The organism is Neobacillus sp. PS3-12 (assembly GCF_030915385.1).
Taxonomy (GTDB): Bacteria; Bacillota; Bacilli; order Bacillales; family Cytobacillaceae; genus JAEVLT01.
The window spans coordinates 14,396-30,484 of sequence record NZ_CP133268.1; the positions used below are offsets into that span (position 1 = coordinate 14,396).

Annotated in this window: 20 protein-coding genes; 9 read left to right on the forward strand and 11 right to left on the reverse strand. The window is 35.9% G+C overall.

The window, feature by feature from the left end; all coding sequences use genetic code 11:
- Nucleotides 1-41: 41 nt before the first annotated feature.
- Nucleotides 42-1,307, reverse strand: coding sequence for an MFS transporter (locus RCG17_RS00115; RefSeq protein WP_308173295.1), 1,266 nt, complete (start codon nt 1,305-1,307; stop codon nt 42-44).
- Between the two features lie 221 nt (nt 1,308-1,528).
- Here RCG17_RS00115 and RCG17_RS00120 point away from each other — a divergent pair, with 221 nt between their 5' ends.
- The gene (locus RCG17_RS00120; protein ID WP_308173296.1) at nt 1,529-1,684 is read left to right on the forward strand and encodes a hypothetical protein; all 156 of its coding nucleotides are present in this window, start codon (nt 1,529-1,531) and stop codon (nt 1,682-1,684) included.
- Between the two features lie 222 nt (nt 1,685-1,906).
- Complete coding sequence (gene acpP / locus RCG17_RS00125) at nt 1,907-2,134, forward strand: acyl carrier protein (RefSeq protein WP_308173297.1); 228 nt, start codon at nt 1,907-1,909, stop codon at nt 2,132-2,134.
- 65 nt (nt 2,135-2,199) lie between these two features.
- Here the strand turns inward: acpP and RCG17_RS00130 are convergent, their stop codons facing one another.
- The 7 genes from RCG17_RS00130 to RCG17_RS00160 form a co-directional block, all read right to left on the reverse strand.
- Nucleotides 2,200-3,738: an ATP-binding protein gene (locus tag RCG17_RS00130; protein WP_308173298.1), complete on the reverse strand. Its 1,539-nt coding sequence runs from the start codon at nt 3,736-3,738 to the stop codon at nt 2,200-2,202.
- Nucleotides 3,710-4,096: an ATP-binding protein gene (locus tag RCG17_RS00135; RefSeq protein ID WP_308173299.1), complete on the reverse strand. Its 387-nt coding sequence runs from the start codon at nt 4,094-4,096 to the stop codon at nt 3,710-3,712. Before RCG17_RS00135 ends, RCG17_RS00130 begins: the two co-directional genes overlap by 29 nt.
- A gap of 241 nt (nt 4,097-4,337) precedes the next feature.
- Nucleotides 4,338-4,499, reverse strand: coding sequence for a hypothetical protein (locus RCG17_RS00140; RefSeq protein ID WP_308173300.1), 162 nt, complete (start codon nt 4,497-4,499; stop codon nt 4,338-4,340).
- Between the two features lie 191 nt (nt 4,500-4,690).
- Nucleotides 4,691-6,043 carry an Nramp family divalent metal transporter gene (locus RCG17_RS00145; RefSeq protein ID WP_308173301.1) on the reverse strand — a complete coding sequence of 451 codons (1,353 nt, stop codon included), beginning with the start codon at nt 6,041-6,043 and terminating at the stop codon, nt 4,691-4,693.
- A 261-nt stretch (nt 6,044-6,304) separates the two neighbouring features.
- Nucleotides 6,305-7,330: an NADH:flavin oxidoreductase/NADH oxidase gene (locus tag RCG17_RS00150; protein ID WP_308175728.1), complete on the reverse strand. Its 1,026-nt coding sequence runs from the start codon at nt 7,328-7,330 to the stop codon at nt 6,305-6,307.
- Nucleotides 7,331-7,518: 188 nt separating this feature from the next.
- Complete coding sequence (locus RCG17_RS00155) at nt 7,519-8,055, reverse strand: MerR family transcriptional regulator (RefSeq protein WP_308173302.1); 537 nt, start codon at nt 8,053-8,055, stop codon at nt 7,519-7,521.
- Between the two features lie 207 nt (nt 8,056-8,262).
- Nucleotides 8,263-8,706, reverse strand: coding sequence for an OsmC family protein (locus RCG17_RS00160; RefSeq protein ID WP_308173303.1), 444 nt, complete (start codon nt 8,704-8,706; stop codon nt 8,263-8,265).
- 213 nt (nt 8,707-8,919) lie between these two features.
- On the opposite strand from RCG17_RS00160, the gene RCG17_RS00165 reads away from it, so the two are divergent.
- Entirely contained in the window at nt 8,920-9,180 is a 261-nt protein-coding gene (locus tag RCG17_RS00165; protein ID WP_308173304.1) for a hypothetical protein, read from the forward strand.
- A 139-nt stretch (nt 9,181-9,319) separates the two neighbouring features.
- On the opposite strand, the gene RCG17_RS00170 is transcribed toward RCG17_RS00165, so the two are convergent.
- Nucleotides 9,320-10,297 (reverse strand): NAD(P)H-dependent flavin oxidoreductase, encoded by a 978-nt coding sequence (locus tag RCG17_RS00170; RefSeq protein WP_308173305.1) that lies wholly within the window; start codon nt 10,295-10,297, stop codon nt 9,320-9,322.
- Between the two features lie 264 nt (nt 10,298-10,561).
- Between RCG17_RS00170 and RCG17_RS00175 the strand changes: the two genes are divergently transcribed.
- The 3 genes from RCG17_RS00175 to RCG17_RS00185 all read left to right on the forward strand — a co-directional run bounded on the left by RCG17_RS00175 (nt 10,562) and on the right by RCG17_RS00185 (nt 13,037).
- Nucleotides 10,562-11,104: a hypothetical protein gene (locus RCG17_RS00175; RefSeq protein ID WP_308173306.1), complete on the forward strand. Its 543-nt coding sequence runs from the start codon at nt 10,562-10,564 to the stop codon at nt 11,102-11,104.
- Between the two features lie 288 nt (nt 11,105-11,392).
- The gene (locus tag RCG17_RS00180; RefSeq protein ID WP_308173307.1) at nt 11,393-11,629 is read left to right on the forward strand and encodes a hypothetical protein; all 237 of its coding nucleotides are present in this window, start codon (nt 11,393-11,395) and stop codon (nt 11,627-11,629) included.
- A gap of 385 nt (nt 11,630-12,014) precedes the next feature.
- On the forward strand, nt 12,015-13,037 hold the full coding sequence (locus tag RCG17_RS00185) for a DUF3231 family protein (protein ID WP_308173308.1): 1,023 nt from the start codon (nt 12,015-12,017) through the stop codon (nt 13,035-13,037).
- Nucleotides 13,038-13,108: 71 nt separating this feature from the next.
- On the opposite strand, the gene RCG17_RS00190 is transcribed toward RCG17_RS00185, so the two are convergent.
- The gene (locus tag RCG17_RS00190) at nt 13,109-13,240 is read right to left on the reverse strand and encodes a hypothetical protein (RefSeq protein WP_308173309.1); all 132 of its coding nucleotides are present in this window, start codon (nt 13,238-13,240) and stop codon (nt 13,109-13,111) included.
- Between the two features lie 345 nt (nt 13,241-13,585).
- Here RCG17_RS00190 and RCG17_RS00195 point away from each other — a divergent pair, with 345 nt between their 5' ends.
- From RCG17_RS00195 to RCG17_RS00205, 3 genes are all read left to right on the forward strand, one after another.
- On the forward strand, nt 13,586-14,107 hold the full coding sequence (locus RCG17_RS00195; protein WP_308173310.1) for a hemerythrin domain-containing protein: 522 nt from the start codon (nt 13,586-13,588) through the stop codon (nt 14,105-14,107).
- A 67-nt stretch (nt 14,108-14,174) separates the two neighbouring features.
- Nucleotides 14,175-14,369 carry a hypothetical protein gene (locus tag RCG17_RS00200; protein ID WP_308173311.1) on the forward strand — a complete coding sequence of 65 codons (195 nt, stop codon included), beginning with the start codon at nt 14,175-14,177 and terminating at the stop codon, nt 14,367-14,369.
- Entirely contained in the window at nt 14,369-14,566 is a 198-nt protein-coding gene (locus RCG17_RS00205) for a YwbE family protein (RefSeq protein ID WP_308173312.1), read from the forward strand. Before RCG17_RS00200 ends, RCG17_RS00205 begins: the two co-directional genes overlap by 1 nt.
- A 249-nt stretch (nt 14,567-14,815) precedes the next feature.
- On the opposite strand, the gene RCG17_RS00210 is transcribed toward RCG17_RS00205, so the two are convergent.
- Nucleotides 14,816-15,883 (reverse strand): NAD(P)/FAD-dependent oxidoreductase, encoded by a 1,068-nt coding sequence (locus RCG17_RS00210; protein WP_308173313.1) that lies wholly within the window; start codon nt 15,881-15,883, stop codon nt 14,816-14,818.
- Nucleotides 15,884-16,089: the final 206 nt, after the last annotated feature.

Consider the following 16,089-nt stretch of genomic DNA (forward strand, 5'->3'; position numbering starts at 1 on the left):
TGCCTTTTATTTAGAACGATGACTGCCTTTTATCTATATGTTTAGGCTGATAATTGCGATTGCTTATTTTTTTGTTTTTCTTTCACCATAATACCGCCAATTACAGCTATAAATGAAAACAAAACTGGGATCAAAAATCCGTACTGATAACCTACATTTACAGGAGCATGATGAAAATGATCCAGTACATTACCAAAAAGAAATGGCAATAATACGGCACTTATAAATCCTCCTGTATTAGCAAATCCTGATATAGCTCCCACTTCGGTCATTGGAAAAGATTTTCGAACAATGGCAAAAGTTAATGATCCTGCTGCGCTTCCAAATCCTGTTGCAATAAATAAAATGACTGACATAAAAAAAGGTGGTTTTCCGGCATATAAAAAGAAAGTCAACCAACTAAGAAAAATGATGAATTGAATGGAAAGATAGGTGCCTTTAATTGTTTCACGACGACTTGTAAACCAACTTATGATCGGGGCACCAAAAATAGCTCCCAACAAACCATACATGAGAAGTTGACTTGCCGCTGATCGACTCATATGATAAATATCCATTCCAAAAGGGACTCCCCAGGAACCGATGAATCCGACATAAGTGCCCATAACACCAAAGTGGCATAAAAATGTAGCCCATGCTTGGCGAGTAGTAATCATACGTTTTAAAATTACGGAAGTTTTTTCACGTTTTTTATGTTGAGGCTTTTTTGTTTCTGAAATGTTTTTAAAAAGCTGTCTTGGTCTTATAACGAGAACAAAATACAGTAGAATACCTGACAAGCATAACATGATGCCACTCGATAAAAAGGGAATCCTCCATCCTGATGCTGAAATCCAGGCTGAAAATGGGACAGTCGCAAGAAGTGAACCAAGACTGCCAGCCATTCCTGCAAATCCTAGCAATTTAATAAATTCCCCAACCTTAAACCATTGACTCAAAATTAATACCAAGTTGACCCAAATAGCTGCATCTCCCGTACCAACCATTAGTCTTGATAAGAATAAAACATACTCATTTGATGCTGTACTATAAACGACTGTCCCCAAACCATTAAGAAGTGTACCAACAATAAGAAAACCATTTGGCCCAAGTCGGTCTGATAATAGGCCAATCGGAATTTGTAATCCTGAGTATGCAAAAAATTGAATACTGGTCAATAACCCAACTACCGCTGCAGTGATATTAAAATCTTTCATCAATTGATTTGTGATCAGCCCTGGTGCCGTTCTTTGACTGACGATTAAAAAATAAGAAAATAACACTGAACCAAACACAATCCATCTGTAAGAACTATTCTGTTTTTCCACTTTTTCTTCTCCCATTTGTTAAAATTCCTTATCCATTATACTCCATAATTCACATTATTAAAGGGATAGTGATTACATTGTAGATATTTTGGCCACATTTTTCCTGTAAAAATAGGAACTGATAATTCGGACCTTTTTTTAAATTTATTTGTACATAGGTATTAGCTATGTATCACTTTCTTGCATACTTTAATTATATAAATGTTAAGGTGGTGATTATTTTGTCATTCTGGGACAATTTTATGTTTGGAGTTCACGATGTGGATCCTAACAAAAACGGTGAAAGAGACCAAGACAAAGATCCTAGCAAAGGACATAACAAAGACCTCGATCCAAAACCACGACGGAGAAAAACGCAAAAGAAACAAAGAACGTAACAGCGCGCATTAAGGCTAAACAAATCAGTTACTTCTAATAGCTCTTATCCCCCTCATTAGTGAGAGGGAATTTTTTTTGATACAAACATCTATATCCTGCAAATAGGATTATGTACTAGGATTTATTTTTTTTAGAAAAATTCTCCAGATATTAGCAATACTTTAATGTTACGAATTAGGCTGTTATAATGGTGGTTATGAAATACATAGGAGGATACCGTGATGACCACATTTGAAAAATTAAAACCTATTATTGCAGATCAACTTGGAGTTAAAATGGAGAAGATCAAACCGGAAGCTTCGTTCAAAGACGACTTCAAAGCTGATTCACTTGATATGGTAAATCTGACGATGGAAATTGAAGATGAATTTGCAATCGAAATTAGCGATAAGGTCGCACCGACGCTTCAAACGGTCGGCGATGTCGTAAAATATATTGAAAATCGTTAACAAAAAAATGGCGGATTGCCCTGCTCAAGCAGAAGGCATCCGCCTATTTGCATTTTTGTTGTGATTTATTTTTTAAAACCCAGTGCTTCGAGAGCCTGCTGAAGATTCCCTTTTTTGATTACACTATTGTTAATGGTTAAGCCCATCTTCAGCATTGAACCGGCTATTTCTGATCGGATTCCTGTTAGAACAGCAGTACATCCCATAAGTTCAATCCCATCAAAAAGTTTAAATAAATGGTTTAAAACAGCACTATCCAGGAATGTAACACCCGATAGGTCAATAATGAGCGTTTCTATTTGCAGAACTTCAATTTGACGTAAAACCTTTTCATTTACCGTATTCGCTCTGAACGTATCAATTGTTCCAATTAACGGAAGAATAGAGACTGTTTTTGTTAACGGAATAATAGGGACACTTAAATCTTCTACCATTTCACGCTGAGTTCTCAATATTTCATCTTTAAATTGGTTGTAACTAATTGAAAATTGTTTGATAAAGGTATCCAGTGAGGAGTTTACTCTTCTCTCTAAATGAAAAAAGTCCTCTCGGGTAAATTCCTGGTTACTGACTCGGTAATAGTTATAAATAAAATCCCAGAGTACCTTTCTTAGTGACTGTAACCATTCTAGCTTTAGGTTTAATTGCAAAGTGTGTTTCGCCCACTTTTTCCCTTCACTTTTTGCAAAAGTAATTAATTCATGAGGAGAGTTTTTGAAAACAAATTTGATTAAAGCAAATACGTTCTTTTTCAAACTAATATCAGAGATCTCCTCAATCTCTTTTAATCTGCTGCTGATTTCGTAGTCCTCTTGAAGTAATTGATCATGAATTTTTTCAAGATTACTAATTACGAAATCCTCAAGCGTTTGGTTCGGATCTGCAACAACCTCAATCGTGTTCAATAAACTTACCCCCTGCTTATGAATAGGTATGAAAATAAAAAATTTCGTCCCTTGTTCCGGTTTACTTTCTACGTGAATTCTGCCGCCAAATTGATAGATACTAGAATAAACTTGTGAAAGTCCCATTCCAGTCCCATCTTCCTTTGTACTAAAAAAGGGTGTCCCCAATAAGGCTATTTTGTCTTCTGAAATCCCAATTCCAGTATCTTCAACGGTAACGATCAAGTGCTCTTCTTCCATGTAATGCTGGATTCGGATCATTCCCTTATCAGGTATAGCTTCAAATGCATTCTTAAGAAGATTAAAGAAGGCTCTTTTAAGTTGATTTCTTTTTCCATATATCGTAACATTTGTGTCTCGAAATTCTTTCATCACATCAACTTGGTACTGACGATCCAGAAATAAATTTAAAATGGATTCCATTTCACTTGCAATGTTTATTTCCTGGATCACTTCATCATCCATCTCAGGCTTTGTTACTTGCAGCAAATTCCCCAAAATGGCAAGCGCACTATCCAATTCGGAAAGGGCTACTTGAGTATAATTATCATCATATTTTTCTTGAAATAATTGAAGAAAACCTTTTACGGTTGTTAATGGATTTTTTACCTCGTGGGCGATTCCAGCCGCAACTTGTCCCATTGAGGAAATTCGATCCAATTGGTATTGGTTATTTGTATCTTTCTTTTTTGATACCAATAATTCTCGTCCCTTCTTTAGATGTCTCAATCCTCAAATCATCCATTAGTCTCTTTGCGCCGGACAAACCAACACCTAATCCGTGTGAAGATTTATGAAATCCTCGTAAAATATCATTTAAGTTTTCGATTCCCGGCCCCTTGTCAATACACGTAAAGCGAAATTCATTCTGAACCATCTCACAACGAAAGATCCCTTTTTCCTCAGTATGGTCCAAGATATTACGGGTCAGCTCTAACACGCTGATAAAAATACATTGTTTATCCGATTCGCTAAAAGAACGATTCTTGATGAGATGGCTAACTAAAGTAACCGCTTGATACACATCATTCTCAGACTTAATCTCCACTGACAGCATGTTAAAAGGGTCTCCTTGTTTAACTGATATTTTTTCTCAATTATAGTATAATACTACCTTAGGTTGTGTCATTCTTCAATACTCTGTTCCTATAATTCAGGACTTTAATCCCTTATTAAAATTTTGGAAAATAAATAGAGATTCATATTTTCTTTTATAAATAAAAAAAGGACCAATTGGTCCAAATAAAAAAATGAAAGCGCTATCAAATTATGAAATAAAAAAATCGGTCCATTTGATTTTAAATATAAATATATTGCTCAATAATTTCAATAAATGTTCCTTCCCGTTTCTTTTCGGAGACAAATGCTTCAAACATGATCATTTCTTCTCTTGAACCAATGACAAATTCTCTTTGACAGACATTGTTACCAATAGCGTATCGAACTACTTTCACATCCATTTTTTACATCTCCCTTTATTAATTTGTGATCCAAAGCTTTATAAGACAATCATACACGGTTTTATTTTTATTTTTACAAGAATTTATGAATATTTTTTGAATTTTAGAACTTTTAAAAAAAAAGAGAAAAAACTTTAATAAGTGGAATGTATTCAAAAAAAAGAATCCCTCGAAATCTGTTTCGAATGATTCTAAAAAAAAGTCCTCCATAATAGATAGGCATTTAATAAAACAATAATGGCGGTTACCAACCAAGCTAACCATTTTACCCATTTTTTATTTACAAATGACCCCATTTTATTTTTATCACTTGTAAACATTACGAGCGGAATAACGGCAAAAGATAATTGCAGTGATAGGATGACTTGACTTAGGATGAGTAATTCTCCTGTTCCTTTTTCGCCGTAAATGATCGTTACAATCACCGCAGGAATAATGGCAATCATTCTTGTGATCAGCCTTCGTAACCAAGGCTTTAATCGAATATTCAAGAATCCTTCCATTACGATTTGACCCGCAAGCGTTCCTGTTAAAGTAGAGTTTTGGCCAGATGCAAGTAAAGCTACTCCAAATAAAATCCCCGCCACACCAGTTCCAAGTAATGGATCTAACAAATGGTAAGCGTCCTGAATTTCTGCCACATCCTTATGGCCCGTAGTATGAAATGCTGCGGCTGATAAGATTAGAATGGCAGCATTAACAAATAGGGCAAGCATTAAGGCAACAGTTGAATCAATGGTTGCATATTTAATCGCAGAGCGTTTTCCTTCTACTGTATCATCGTATTTCCTTGTCTGAACAATTGAAGAGTGCAAGTAGAGATTATGCGGCATGACTGTTGCTCCTAAAATACCTAATGCAATATAAAGCATTTCAGGATTTGAAACAATCGTACTACTTGGAATAAAACCTGATACGATTCCTCCAATTTCAGGTTTAGATAATAGTAGTTCAAATCCAAAACAAAGAGCAATGGTTGCAATTAAGGCAATGACAAATGCCTCTATATAACGGAACCCTTTATTTTGTAAAAGTAGAACAAGTAATATATCAAAAGCTGTCAAACAGACTCCATAAACAAGGGGGATATGAAACAATAGATTTAAGGCGATTGCTGCTCCAATGACTTCAGCTAAATCACACGCTGCAATTGCTAACTCACATAAAATCCATAGCACAAAAGAAACAGGTTTACTAAAATGGTCCCTGCAAGCTTGAGCTAAATCTCGTCCTGACACAATACCTAATTTAGCTGATAAAGATTGTAATAATATTGCCATTAAATTTGAAATGAGTATGACAGAAAGCAGTGTGTATCCATAAGCTGAACCTCCCGCAATAGAAGTTGCCCAGTTTCCTGGGTCCATATATCCTACTGCTACCAAATAACCCGGACCAATAAATCCTAAAAGTCTTCGAAAAAAGCTGCCTGTTTTTTTTATTGGTACCGATTTATGAACCTCTTGTAAACTTGGATTTGAATTTTCTCTTTTCCAAGGCTTACTAACTTCCGTCAAATTGGAAGTTACATCATCTGAACTCATGACTTCCATCTCCCTTAATTTTATCAACATTTGAATTTGTACATAGACATCAATTTTGCGCTAGGGCAACATTTAGATAAAAAAATAATCCTTTAATTTTATTATATTTTACTTCCTCAAAATGTTTCCTTCAGCCAAAAAAAATTACCTAAAGAAAAAATATTGTCCGAACAAAAAAACTCGTCAATAATTGAATTGACGAGTTTTTTCAGTTTAATTTTACTTTTTTATTTAGCTGGTGCGTTCAAGTGAACATCCTGCTTAGTATGTAGCTCTTTCATATTGTTTCGGCATTAAAGGTTTCCCGTCAAGAAGTAACGATGCGTTGTTTGCCCAATATGGATTCCCCAATATACCTCTGCCAACAGCGATAAGGTCGGCTTCTTGATTACCAAGCACAGCTTCAGCAAGTTTGGCATCATCTAATTTACCTACAGCAATCACTGGTATTCCAGCCTCATTTTTAATCCGTTCGGCGAATTTAACCTGATAACCTGGATGAGCACCGGGTCTTCCGGCAGAGCCAATTGGTCCTTCACCGCCAGAAGAAACGTGGAACATATCCACTCCTGCATCTCGGTAAACTTTTGCCATTTCTACTGCATAATCAAGTCCATAACCGCCATCTACATATTCCACAGCTGAAATCCGCATAATCAGCGGCATATCTGCTGGCATTACGCTTTTTGCAGCTTGAATGACTTCTTTTCCAAATAGAAACTTATCCTCACCGTATTCGTCAGTTCTTTGGTTTGTATACGGGGAAGAAAATTGATGGATCAGATATCCATGTGCTCCATGAAGTTCAATGGTATCTACACCTGCTTCGATGGCGCGTTCCACACCTTTCTTGAACTTTTCAACCATTTCTTTAACCTCTTGGGTAGTAAGCTCGTGAGGTACTTTTGACTTTTCATTAAAAGCGTTTGGCGAACAAGACACAGGATTAGGAGCTTCCTCCGCTTTACGTCCTGCGTGTGCCACCTGAATCGCAACCTTTGCACCGTACTTATGACATTCATCAATAATCCGTTTAAAGGCAGGCGTATGTTCATCACTCCAAATTCCCAGGCAAAAGTCTGAAATCCGCCCCCGATCTTCAACGTTTGTCATCTCTATAATGATTAAGCCGGTACCGCCTATTGCACGGCTTGTATAGTGAACAAAATGCCAATCAGTTGGAATGCCATTTTTAAGAGGGACAGAATACTGGCACATTGGCGGCATTACTACACGATTTTTTAATTCTAATCCTTTGAGTTTGAATGGCTGGAATAGGTTCGACATCATCATCTTCCTTTTCTCTAACATTTTTTCTTCCCACTATTACAGATTAATAGTATCGAAAGCAATAATTGGAGGCAAGTATATGGTCTTATCATGCACATATAAACAAGCATTAGGACATAAACTTATCAAAAAAATAAACCGATTCAGCTGAGGCTGAATCGGCTATAATTTGTTTAGACCTGGATTTATATGTTAAAAAACCTACTAAAAAAGCCTTTTTTCTTTTCTTTTTCTTGTGAGGCAGCTAATTCTAAATCTGCTTTTTTTACTTCCTGTGATTTCCTTAATAATTCTATATACTTGAGATCACGTTGTTGTTCAATGCGATCATCAATATATTTTTGCTGCTTTTCTATAAGTTGTTTTAATGTATTAATTTCATCTAGTAATAGTTGATAACGATCATCTTCGATTTGCGGTAAATCCGGGGTTGTTACCTCATTTTGCATAGGCGTAACTGCTTCCGAGTTGACTGGTTCTGAATGGTTATTTTGATCCTTTAATAAAGTTAAAGCAATTTCTCCAACATTCATACCAGTTTCACTAGACTGTTTTTTCATTTCTTGAAATAAAGGGACGTCATTATCTGTAAAAATCCGAAAACCCCGGTCATTCCGTGTAATGGCATATCCTGCTTTTTCCAATGCTTGAGCATAGCTTCGCACTTTCTGTGCTGATATTCCAACTATTTCTGCAATGTCCTTTGTAGGGTATTCCTTCAATTCACACCCTCCTTACCACTTCACTTATATATCGTACATATTAAACAGAAATGTAGGGAAATCCTTCAAGGGTGTACTAATTTATCAGATAATTTAAAAAATAAGCATTTATACTCATTATAAAATTAATATATTCTCTTACCAAGTATCATAAAAAAAAGGACCAATTGGCCCTATTTATAATTTTTTTAGATACACTGATCATATCTATAGCCTAATTACTTTAGGTTCAACAGAAACCTCAACATTCCCTCTTAAAGTCTTGGAAATAAAACAAGCTTTTTCCGCTCGAATGGCTAATTCTTCTAATTTCTCAGAAGTAACATCTGAACCTTCATTAATGTATAATACAGGTTTATGAATGATTTGTTTAAATTGCAGTTTGCCATCAACTCTGTCCACTTGGGCTTCGGATAATACTTCAAAATGATCCACTTCAATTTTTCGATTGCTGAGCATTGCTGCTAATGTAATCATATAACAATTATTCGCTGCAGATGTCAGCAACTCTTCGGGATTTGCTCCTCTTCCGGGACCATCCAGTTCTTTGGGAGCAGAAACTTCAATACTCATTCCATTCGTGTGAATACTTCCTTCTCCATTTCGATCCCCTTTCCATTTACCATTTACTGAAAAGTGAAAGCTTTCCATTTTAAACCCCTCCATTATGTAGATGATGTACCAATTATAACTTATAGAATCGAAGAAAACTAACTTAGACATATTATTTATAGGTATAAAAACAAAAAGTTCTTTGTCCGCACCATAATAGTTCAAATCACTCAATAAAAAAGGTAAAATAAATATATGAAGAGTTACACCAAAGACCAACTTCTTTGCTAGAAAAGGAAGGAGTGGTTTGTAATGGAGAAAACGGTTTTTCTCAAAATGAATGAAGCGAAATGGATTGAACGCATGGAATTTCATCCAATTTATGAATTTAGCGGGAAGTTTTTTGTGGGATTGGGATATCTTCTCCGCCTTGCTGGAGAAGACGCAGAATACTGTGAGGAATATGATACACTTGCAGAAGCAGAAGCGGCCTGCGCTAAAATCCATGATTGGGGAGAAGAGTCTGATCCGCTGAAAGAAACACTTTGGACAGATTTACCTGTTGAAAGTTGAGTAGCCATCTCAAGTTGTTTTGGAATGTCCTTTTTCTTCCAAATTTCAGAGCATTTGATATTTTTTCATATTTTTTATTAAAGGGACGAAAAGATTCGTCCCTTTTTTTGCGTACACTAACGTTAATTACAATATTTTACTAATTATGAGCTCTCTCTCCAATAATATTTTCTATTCGGCTCAATCCTTTATCTGCTGTAAGAATCATCTCATTAAATAACTCCTGCACTGTAGGAATATTGTCAATTAGACCGATGATCTGCCCTGCCCATCCGAAACCTGCTGATTCATCTCCATCATAGATATACTTGCAATTAGCTTTTCCACTAATCAGGTTTTGAAGGTCTTCATAGGTTGCTCCTTCCAATTCACGTTCAATAATATCCAACGTATATCCACTTTTCAGTGCTCTTCCTGGCGCACCTAATGTTCTTTTAATAATGACTGTATCCGTCTCTTTTCCATGAAGGATTGCCTGCTTATATTTCTCATTTGCGTGAATGCACTCCTTAGTTGCAATAAAACGAGTACCCATTTCAATACCCTCTGCTCCTAGAGCTAATGCCGCTAATAAGCCTCGGCCATCCCCTATACCTCCACTTGCCAAAACAGGGATCGAAACAGAATCGACAACTCGAGGAGTTAGAACGATCGTACCAATATCATCACGTCCTAAATGCCCTCCCCCTTCCTGTCCGACCACCATAACAGCATCAGCACCCAGTTGTTCCGCTTTCTTTGCTTGTCGAACACCTGCTACTAGGACAAGTGTACGAATATTTTCTCCTTTAATGCGTTTAAAAACAGGCTGCGGATTTGCTCCCGTAATGGAGATTGCAGGTACCTTTTCTTCAATAATAATTTCTAACAATTCCTTATATTGCCCATCGTGCCTTGCAATTGCAAAGTTTACGGCAAACGGCTTATTCGTAAGTGTACGTACTTTACGAATTTCATCCCGTAGTTTTTCAGGTGTACGTAAAGTGGCAGCCGTAATTTGCCCAAGTCCTCCGGCATTCGAAACAGCCGCAGCTAATTCCGCATACGCAAGGTAAGCTAACCCTCCTTGCACAATTGGATATTCAATACCAAAAATTTCTGTTACACGTGTTTTCACAGTTCCTCCAACTCCCCTACTTTATTCGATGTTATGTGTTAACATATTCGATTTCAAAGTGGGAAATCCTTCTAATATTACTAGTACTAGGAAAACCTTGTACAAACTAACAAGGCTATGAATTTAATAACTTGACAACTTGTAAACTGTAAGAAAAAGAAAATACTTCTATCATTTGTTCTCTAAACTGACATAAATCTTGCCTCGAAAACCATAAATAAAACTTCGAATATTATAGTAATATATTTACAGGAGGTAGATAAAATGCGTTTAAAAAGACATCAGGGATTTATTACATTATTTTCCGTTTTACTAATCTTCTCATTTGTCTATTATTTTTTTTCAGACGATGCCAAAGCCTATTATGACTTACATTACGGCCAGGAACACCAAATAATTCTGGCTTATTTAAAAGAAATAAATTGGATGGACAAGGACAGCAGTGATACTCTCGAGAGTATACGTAATAAGCTCTACGTTACACCGATCGACAAATACAGTGTAGAGATCGAAAATGCTAAAAATGATGTTCAAGATTTAATTGATCAGGCAAACAAGGTTTCTGCTCCAAAAGGTTTCCAGAAACATAAAGAATTATTTATAAAGGATTTAAACCAGAGAATGGTTGTTTTATCCAATTATGTGAAAGTAAGCAACACTTTTCCATATCAAATTCAAGACTGGTTTACTGGTATGGATGTTTTATATCAACTAAAAGATGCAGAAGCAAAAGAACTAGTAAAAGACTTGGAAAATGCCGGATTTGATCCAAAACAATTAAAAGATGGTTCAGTTAAATATAAGTAAAAGGAAAAGACCCATGATCTTTTAAGTTGATCATGGGTCTATCATTTGTTTGTATCTTCTATACCATTCCATCCAACCTCTTCCTTCTATTAAACTCCACAGCAAATGAAGCTAGATTAATTCACAAAATTTTCGAGAGTAAAAATGGAAATTTTATGATACAAATAAAGCAAGATTATTTTTTTCACAATTTTTGTTAAAACGAAAGTTCCTATCTTTTTAGCTCCGCAATGAAGGATAACGATCTTTGTTTTATTTTCTTGTATCTAAAAAAGAGGAAGTGCCGCTATGCAACATAATCTAGGTATTGAATCTGGTGGATTGTTTCGGTACATCATGTTTGTTGTTCTCACTGCAATTGCGGGTTTATTCCTGTACATCTTGTTATTTGTGCTCACATCTATAGGAATATTTTTAATTAAAAAAAATCAACTGGAAGAAGTTGTTCCCCAACATGATTATAGTAATGTTGTTTATTTGAATACCGCTTCCAAACAATGGCATAAAAATCGTAGAATTATTTGAAAACGCTTACCGACCATTCATATTCTTAGTATTTGATCATGGATTAAGCGATGACGATGATAAGCAACGTAGTTATGCGTTGCTTTTTTTATTTTTAGCACTAGACCTAAAGATATAGATATTGAAATTATTTACATATTTAATATAGATTGGGAAAAATTATAATATGTTATTTTTTCCATTTGGAGGGATGATTGTGCGGAAATTTATATTCGGTATTTTACTTCTTGCTTTCTTCTTATTATTTTTGCAAGGCAGAACTAATAAATATCGCTATTGGTATTATTTCTTACTTAGAAATTTCCATTATCTATATAAAGATAAACTTTTTTCAATTTAAGCATTTGGCTATAGTGTTGATTTCAAAGAGAACGGAGATAATACTATGAAAACACAAACAGAACCACTTACAGCAGCTGAAATGGGAAAGCTTTGGGCATCATATTTAGGAAATTCAATGGGGAAACTCGTATTAAGTTATTATCTAAAAAATGTGGAAGATGTTGAAATTAAAAAAGTGTTAGAAACAGGTTTGGCTATGAGTCAATCTTACGTAAATACTATTAACTCGATTTTCACACAGGCTGATTTTCCCATTCCCATTGCCTTTACAGATGAGGATGTGGATTTAGATGCACCAAGGCTTTTTTATGATGAGTTTTATCTCCATTATCTACAATATTTAGGCAAAGCTGGCATGAGTATTTACAGTGTCGCAATCCCCTTAGTCACAAGAAATAATATAAGGGATTTTTTTGTAAAATGCCTTCATGAAACTTCCCGTTTAATGATGGATGTAAATGATATTTTAAAATCAAAAGGGAGATTAATGAATGCACCTATTGTCACTAGTCCTACCAAAGTTGATTTTATTAAAAAACAGAGTTTTTTGAACGGTTTTTTTGGAGAGATCCGAACCCTTCATGGTTTAGAGGTCGCACATCTTTATGGAAACATTAACAATGATGTAACAAGCAAAGCTTTAATTATCGGGTTTAGACAAGTTGCAAGAAATGAAAAGGTAAAAAAGTATCTAGAACGTGGAGAGAGGATCAATGAAAAACATATTCAGATGCTTTCGGATAAGTTAACTGAAGACAATATTCCCGCTCCTTCCCTTATAGATCATTTGGTTACGCCATCTGTTACCCCGGTATTTTCGGATAAATTAATGATTTTTCATAAAATTGATATGTTTTCAATGAAAATAAGAGAATATGCAAATGGCCTCTCACTTAACGGGAGACGTGATCTTGGTGCTCTTTATGCAAAATGTCAATTAGATGTTTCCTTGTATGTTGAAGATGGAGCAAATATTATGATTGAGCAAGGCTGGATGGAACAACCACCAGAAGTTGTTAACAGAGTTGATTTGATTCACAAAAATGAAAACAATACTCAAGAATAAACAGCGTACTAGTAGCAACCTTCTAATTCAAAGTAATTTTACCCCCCCCTAGTTAGAAAGGGGGTTTTAATTTATACATCCAATTTATTTGAGTTAGTAGAAATTAAATCTAAGAAAGAATGTACAATTTCTAACGATTGAAATGTTAACAATGATAAGGCCGATAAACTAATAAATACAATTGGAATGAGTCGAATCCACATTTGTTTTGCCTCCCTTATATTTCGAGTTACTAAGTTTTAAGCATGCAAACTATCTTAAATAAAAATCATTTAAAAGTAAAAAGATATGCATTCACTAAACCGTTATAGAAATTGCCCTTACATCCACGTGGGCTTGCCCCGTAGAGTAAGTCAGCCTATTCTGATCATTCAGCTTGAACTTACCTGCACTACCTTCCCAAATGGCAGATTTTGCAAAGAAGTAATTGGTGTGATTTTTATCACAATTATCTCAACGTTTTTCATGTATTCTTTAAAATGAATGAATAGGCTGTAACCAAAGCCATAAAGGAATATAGGACTTTCGGATGGATGAGGAAGGATTTTATGATGGATAACTCAAATGTTGAATTATGTTCTCCCCTGAAACAATTAATAGACGAGCATGTGTCGCTCCGAGCAGATATGGATCTTTTCTATGAGATCACTGAAGAGATAGAATACGATTCTGGTCCTTCTGTCGTTCAACTGTTCCTGAAATTGTACCAGCAAATTTTGGCTTTCAATGATAAACTGAAGACACATTCCAAACGTGAGGAAGAAGGATTGTTCCCTTTGATATCCCGACACCTCAAAAAGAATGACAAAACAATTGAAGAGATGGAATGTGAACATAAAAAAGCAGACCAGCATCTGCAGGATTTCCTTACTGAAGCTGACAAGGCAGGGTCAACGATTGATGAAAGTGATGTGCAATGGATTACAGTATATGCCGTTCAAGCTCATGCCACCTTAATACAACACTTCGCAAAAGAAGAAAAAGTGCTATTTCCCATGGCGGAGAGTATACTATCGGTTGACGAGAAGGAAGAACTTCAACGGTTGCTCCAGGCCTATCCTTATCGTTAGTCTTTCAAAACTAGTGAACATAGTTTATAATAGACTAACCATCATATTTCAAAAGGAGAAATTTCCTATGACAGAGAACAATCAATCTGAAGTACCAAAAAAGAAAATCAGTCTTCAAGAGGCAATGAAGCAGCAGCTTGAAAATAAAAAGAACCAGACAGCCGCTGGTAAAGGAATTGCGACTGCCGACCTTTCAACAAAAAAAATGAAAAGCCAGCAAACGAAAAAACCAAGCAATACTCGCAGAAAAATGGGTGTCTAATGAACGGCCAAAATCGGAAAGACGTATTGCCGGGAATGACCGTTGATATTGTTTTAAAAGCAGATCAAAAATCCGGAAAGCTTACAAGGGGTATCGTGAAAGATATTCTTACCAATTCAAGCACCCATCCCCACGGCATTAAAGTCAGGCTAACAGATGGACAGATTGGCCGTATACAGGCAATTTACTCTAATTAAAAATTGTAAAAGCATTCAATGTTCCCTGAATGCTTTTTTATTTATTCCTTTTCTCTTCTTTCATCCAGAAGACTCCAAAACGATCGAACAACTCATCATTGAAGAACTCAAACACAACTGAAGATAAAAGAGAACTTTGTTTCACCATTTCCGTTAAAATAAAAAAGTAGAACAGTTTGTGTTATCTGTCCTACTTTTTAAGTTTTCCCTACTATAAATAGTGTAAATTAGCCCCAGCAAAGGCGTCTTTTAATATTTATATAATTTGTGCGCCCAGAGTGTCCCGGATTTCATTAATCTTGGAACAGCCCCAGTAACCGGATTGTTGTAAACAACCCCAAAACCATTTTTCTTACCTAATGAACCAAGTGTCCCTTTTAGATTGATTTCACCTGGCTTTTGGATTTCTTTTCCACTCATAATTTCATCAAGCATCTTAGCTACTTGTTCACCCTGTTTTCCTGCAAGTTGTGCGCTTGGAGCAAACGGCAAACTTGCGCAATCTCCAACAACAAGCACCTCTGGATGTTCGTTGATTTGATAATAATCATTTATAATGATTCTTCCAGATTTATCTTTTTCCACTTCAAGATCGCGAACGACTTTTACCGGCTGCACTCCTGCGGTCCAAACAATCGCATCAGCATGTTCCCTTGTTCCGTTTACAACAATGGTATTTTCTTCAATTTTTTCAATGGTAGAATTAGAATGGATTTCGATGCCATGGTCGACAAACCAATTCATCACGAAGGTTCGAAGTTTGTCAGGGAATCCTTTTAACAATTTTTCCCCACGGTCATAAATACGTATGGATAAGTCATGTCTTACTTCCCGTAGTTCGGCAGCCAGTTCCACACCCGTCAATCCCCCTCCGATTAACGAAACCACCGAATCAGGGTCAAGGTTGTTAATACTTTCATAGGTCCTTCTCGTTTTGGCAAGCGATTGAAGGCTGTTGGTGAATTCTTCGGCCCCTTCTAATCCTTGATAGTTGTCTTCACATCCGAGCGCTATGACCAAGTGGTCATATCCAACTGACTCCTCTAATTCCCTTACATCGATCTTTTTTTCATTTATATCTATCGATAAAATTTCGCCATTCAAAAGTGTGAATTGCTGATGGTTCGGAAATGGCATTCTTACATGGAAATCTGATATGGACCCAGAAGCGAGTGCATAAAATTCTGTTTTTAGGCTATGGTAAGCATGTCTGTCGATGAGCGTTACCTGATAATTTTCAGGTATTCCTTTATCAATCAATTGTGTGACGATTTTATAACCGGCGTACCCCCCGCCGACTATAACGATATTCTTCATAAAAAAAATCCCCTTCAAAATAGTAAACTGGTATTACTAGTGTTCTTATTAATAGCTGATTCCGAAATACATCCTATCACGACAGTGTTTATTTTAACATACCTACCTTTTCATTGTCTTCCATATTTTCGGTTCTTTCGGTCTATCCAGCTGTCCAGTGAGTTCGTTTATTTTTTCAAAATAGTTTAATAGTTTTCCTAAACTTT

Excerpts from the sequence above, each read along its gene's own strand:
- acpP (WP_308173297.1), top strand. The coding sequence starts at position 1,907 with ATGACCACATTTGAAAAATTAAAACCTATTATTGCAGATCAACTTGGA.
- RCG17_RS00135 (WP_308173299.1), bottom strand. The coding sequence starts at position 4,096 with ATGCTGTCAGTGGAGATTAAGTCTGAGAATGATGTGTATCAAGCGGTT.
- RCG17_RS00140 (WP_308173300.1), bottom strand. The coding sequence starts at position 4,499 with ATGGATGTGAAAGTAGTTCGATACGCTATTGGTAACAATGTCTGTCAA.
- RCG17_RS00145 (WP_308173301.1), bottom strand. The coding sequence starts at position 6,043 with ATGAGTTCAGATGATGTAACTTCCAATTTGACGGAAGTTAGTAAGCCT.
- RCG17_RS00150 (WP_308175728.1), bottom strand. The coding sequence starts at position 7,330 with ATGTCGAACCTATTCCAGCCATTCAAACTCAAAGGATTAGAATTAAAA.
- RCG17_RS00160 (WP_308173303.1), bottom strand. The coding sequence starts at position 8,706 with ATGGAAAGCTTTCACTTTTCAGTAAATGGTAAATGGAAAGGGGATCGA.
- RCG17_RS00165 (WP_308173304.1), top strand. The coding sequence starts at position 8,920 with ATGGAGAAAACGGTTTTTCTCAAAATGAATGAAGCGAAATGGATTGAA.
- RCG17_RS00175 (WP_308173306.1), top strand. The coding sequence starts at position 10,562 with ATGCGTTTAAAAAGACATCAGGGATTTATTACATTATTTTCCGTTTTA.
- RCG17_RS00180 (WP_308173307.1), top strand. The coding sequence starts at position 11,393 with ATGCAACATAATCTAGGTATTGAATCTGGTGGATTGTTTCGGTACATC.
- RCG17_RS00185 (WP_308173308.1), top strand. The coding sequence starts at position 12,015 with ATGAAAACACAAACAGAACCACTTACAGCAGCTGAAATGGGAAAGCTT.
- RCG17_RS00190 (WP_308173309.1), bottom strand. The coding sequence starts at position 13,240 with ATGTGGATTCGACTCATTCCAATTGTATTTATTAGTTTATCGGCCTTA.
- RCG17_RS00195 (WP_308173310.1), top strand. The coding sequence starts at position 13,586 with ATGATGGATAACTCAAATGTTGAATTATGTTCTCCCCTGAAACAATTA.
- RCG17_RS00200 (WP_308173311.1), top strand. The coding sequence starts at position 14,175 with ATGACAGAGAACAATCAATCTGAAGTACCAAAAAAGAAAATCAGTCTT.
- RCG17_RS00205 (WP_308173312.1), top strand. The coding sequence starts at position 14,369 with ATGAACGGCCAAAATCGGAAAGACGTATTGCCGGGAATGACCGTTGAT.
- RCG17_RS00210 (WP_308173313.1), bottom strand. The coding sequence starts at position 15,883 with ATGAAGAATATCGTTATAGTCGGCGGGGGGTACGCCGGTTATAAAATC.